This window comes from Halonatronum saccharophilum DSM 13868, assembly GCF_000517025.1.
GTDB classification, from domain to species: Bacteria; Bacillota; Halanaerobiia; order Halobacteroidales; family Halobacteroidaceae; genus Halonatronum; species Halonatronum saccharophilum.
Map to the genome: position 1 here is coordinate 175,424 of NZ_KI912096.1, position 3,218 is coordinate 178,641.

A 3,218-nucleotide genomic window follows, 5' to 3' on the forward strand; every position below is an offset into this window, starting at 1 on the left:
AAGATTTAATTGGATTGGAAAAGCTAAGTAAGGAAGAGATTGAACTGATCTTAAATACTGCTAAGTCGATGAAGGATATTTTAAAAAGACCTATTAAGAAGGTTCCTACTTTAAGAGGGAAGTTGGTAGTCAACCTCTTTTATGAGCCAAGTACGAGGACAAGCTCCTCTTTTAGTTTGGCTGCTAAGAGGCTTAGTGCTGATGGAATGAATCTTTCAGCTAAGAGTAGTAGTGTTGTCAAGGGTGAATCTTTGGTAGATACAGCAAAGACATTAAAGGCTTTAGGAGCTGATGCTGTAGTTATTAGACATGGGATTCCAGGAGCAGCTAAGAAGTTAGGAGATACAATAGATATTCCTGTTTTAAACGCAGGAGATGGCGCTCATGAACACCCAACACAGGGTTTATTAGATATTTATACAATTTTAGAGGAACGAGGGAAGGTTGAGGGGCAAACAGTAGCTATTGTAGGAGATATTAAATATAGCCGTGTCGCCCGTTCTAATATCTGGGGTCTTAAGAAGTTAGGGGCCAAGGTTAGGGTTGTTGGTCCAAGCACCCTGATGCCTAAAGAGATTGAGAAGATGGGTGTAGAGGTTTATAATAACTTAGAAGATGGGATTGAAGGTGTAGATGTAATCAATCTTTTAAGAATTCAAAAAGAACGTCAAGGAAAATCCTTATTCCCAACGATAAGGGAGTATGCAAAGTTTTATGGGTTAAGAAAGAAGCACTTAGCTTTAGCTAAGGAGGATATGACTTTAATGCACCCTGGGCCAATAAATCGTGGAGTTGAGATATCTTCAGATCTAGCTTATAGCGGGCAAGCAGTAATTGAAGATCAAGTAGAGAATGGAGTTGCAATTAGAATGGCTTTATTATATCTCTTAATTGGAGGAGGAAGTAAAAGTGAATAAGTTATTACTAAAAGGCGGTAAATTAATCGACCCATTAAGCAAGAAAAAAGAAGAAAAAGATCTTCTGATAGAAGACGAAAAGATAGTAGAAATAGGAGAAGATTTGCAAGTTGTAGGAGCTCAAGTGATTGATGTCAAAGGAAAGGTGATAACACCTGGTTTTGTAGATATACATGTTCATTTAAGAGAACCTGGTTTTGAGTATAAGGAAACAATTGAAAGTGGTAGTAAGGCGGCTGCTAAAGGTGGTTTTACAACTATAGTAGCTATGCCCAATACCAATCCAGTAATCGATAATCCTTCCTTGGTGAGTTCAGTCTTAACTAAAGGGAAAGAAGCTAGTGTTAATGTACATCAGATTGGAGCAATAACTAAAGGAAGCTTAGGTAAAGAGTTGGCAGAGATTGGATCGATGAAAGAGGCGGGAATAGTAGCAATCTCTGATGATGGTCATTCAGTAATGGATTCTCAGATTATGAAACTTGGACTAGAGTATGCTAAGAATTTTGATCTTCCAGTAATAGTTCACTGTGAAGATAAGAACTTGGCAGGTGATGGGGCAGTACATGAAGGTTATTACTCAACAGTAACTGGTTTAACCCCAATACCTTCATCAGCCGAAGATGTAATTGTAGCTAGAGATATTTCTTTAGCAGAGGAGAGTGGAGCAAAGCTTCATATAGCCCATATCAGTACAAAAGGGGCTGTAGGCTTAGTCAGACAGGCTAAGAAAAGAGGGGTTGATGTAACTTGTGAGGTTACACCACATCACTTCTCTTTAACAGATGAAGCAATTACTTCCTTTGATAGCAATACTAAGATGAACCCTCCATTAAGGAGTGCTGAGGATGTAGAAGCAATCAAAGAAGGATTAAGAGATGGAACTATAGATGTTATAGCTACTGACCATGCTCCTCATTCTAAAGAAGAGAAAGATGTAGAGTATAACTATGCTCCCTTTGGAATAACAGGTTTAGAAACAGCCTTGGGGCTGGTAATTACTGAGCTTGTTAAAGAAGGAGTTTTAAGCTTAGAAAAAGCTATAGAGAAATTGACTGTTGGCCCGGCTAAGGTCTTGGGACTAGATAAAGGAACTTTAGAGGTAGGAAAAGATGCTGATCTAACAATTATTGATTTGGATAAAAAATGGACAGTAGACCCGCAGAAATTCTTATCTAAGGGCAAGAATACACCCTTTAGTGGAGTTGAACTCCAAGGGGAAGTAGTGACTACCATTGTTGGAGGAAAGGTCGTTTATAGGGCAGAAAAGCAAGGGATAGGGGATAAGGGATAGAGTGACCTTTGAAATTGAGATTCCACGAATGGTTTATGCTTTTTATAAACTATGAGGGCTCCTTTAAAATTGTAATCGTAGTAAAGTTTTTTAGTGAATAAAAGTTTTTGATTTAAATACTTTAGCTGACAGCTAAAATAAGTGGTAGGGTAATATGTCAAGAAAAAATTTAAACAAAAATCACCCAGTTAATTGCCTAAAATTAGGCATAGTACACCCATACCCTGTATAAATGGTTAAATTTAACAGAGCTATAGCTAGTTATAACATTACTAAAAATAAGTTATTAAATCTGGGTGTAAACTTAATGAACTTAATTTTAGAGAGGTTCTTTATAGACTATTCTCTAAAAGTCTAGAGATTTTAGGTCTGATAATCACCTCCAGATGAGTTGAGGTACTGAGAAGGGTCATAAAGCACATTATCGCGCAGCAGAACGAAAATAAGCCTTACTAACTTTCTAGCACTCAAAACTAATGCTCGCTTGTGTTTATGTTTGGTTGACTCTTTGTGCTTTTTAAAATAAAATTCTTTATATTCAGGGCAATAGTTTTTAACTGAATTGGCAGCTTGTATTAAGTAATACCTAAGATATTTATTGCCATATTTACTCATACCAGTTTCATCACTTTTGTAGTCATTAGATTGCTTATGATTCCAAACTAAGCCAGCGTATTTAGCTAGTTTAGCTTCATTAGCAAAATTAGATATATCGCCAATTTCAGCAATTATACCGGAAGTGAAAATTGGTCCAATACCGGGTATAGAATCTAGAGTCTGTTGAAACTTAGAGACTTCACGCTCAATAGCTTTATTGACACGTTTTAAACTGCTTTTTAAAGCTTTAATTGTATCTAAAGATGTCTCTAAAGTTAGATTAACAGCATCTTGAATATCACGGTCAATATTATAACAATTACGTGCAATTCTTTTGATTTCTTTAGCATAGCCTTCAGGATCAGAAAATCTATTTTTACCTTTTTCAACTAAGAAATCAATTAATTCTT

General features: G+C 36.3%; 3 protein-coding genes. 2 read left to right on the forward strand and 1 reads right to left on the reverse strand.

Translation table 11 applies throughout. From position 1 onward, the window contains the following. Together HALSAC_RS0111135 and HALSAC_RS0111140 are read left to right on the forward strand one after the other, a co-directional pair. A partial coding sequence (locus HALSAC_RS0111135) for an aspartate carbamoyltransferase catalytic subunit (RefSeq protein WP_084804474.1) occupies positions 1–917 on the forward strand: 917 nt, incomplete at its 5' end. Next, complete coding sequence (locus HALSAC_RS0111140) at positions 910–2,211, forward strand: dihydroorotase (protein WP_027340329.1); 1,302 nt, start codon at positions 910–912, stop codon at positions 2,209–2,211. The genes HALSAC_RS0111135 and HALSAC_RS0111140, both read left to right, overlap by 8 nt. A gap of 363 nt (positions 2,212–2,574) precedes the next feature. On the opposite strand, the gene HALSAC_RS15785 is transcribed toward HALSAC_RS0111140, so the two are convergent. Beyond that, positions 2,575–3,218, reverse strand: a 644-nt coding sequence (locus HALSAC_RS15785) for an IS110 family RNA-guided transposase (RefSeq protein ID WP_035571804.1), incomplete at its 5' end; no start/stop codon positions are given.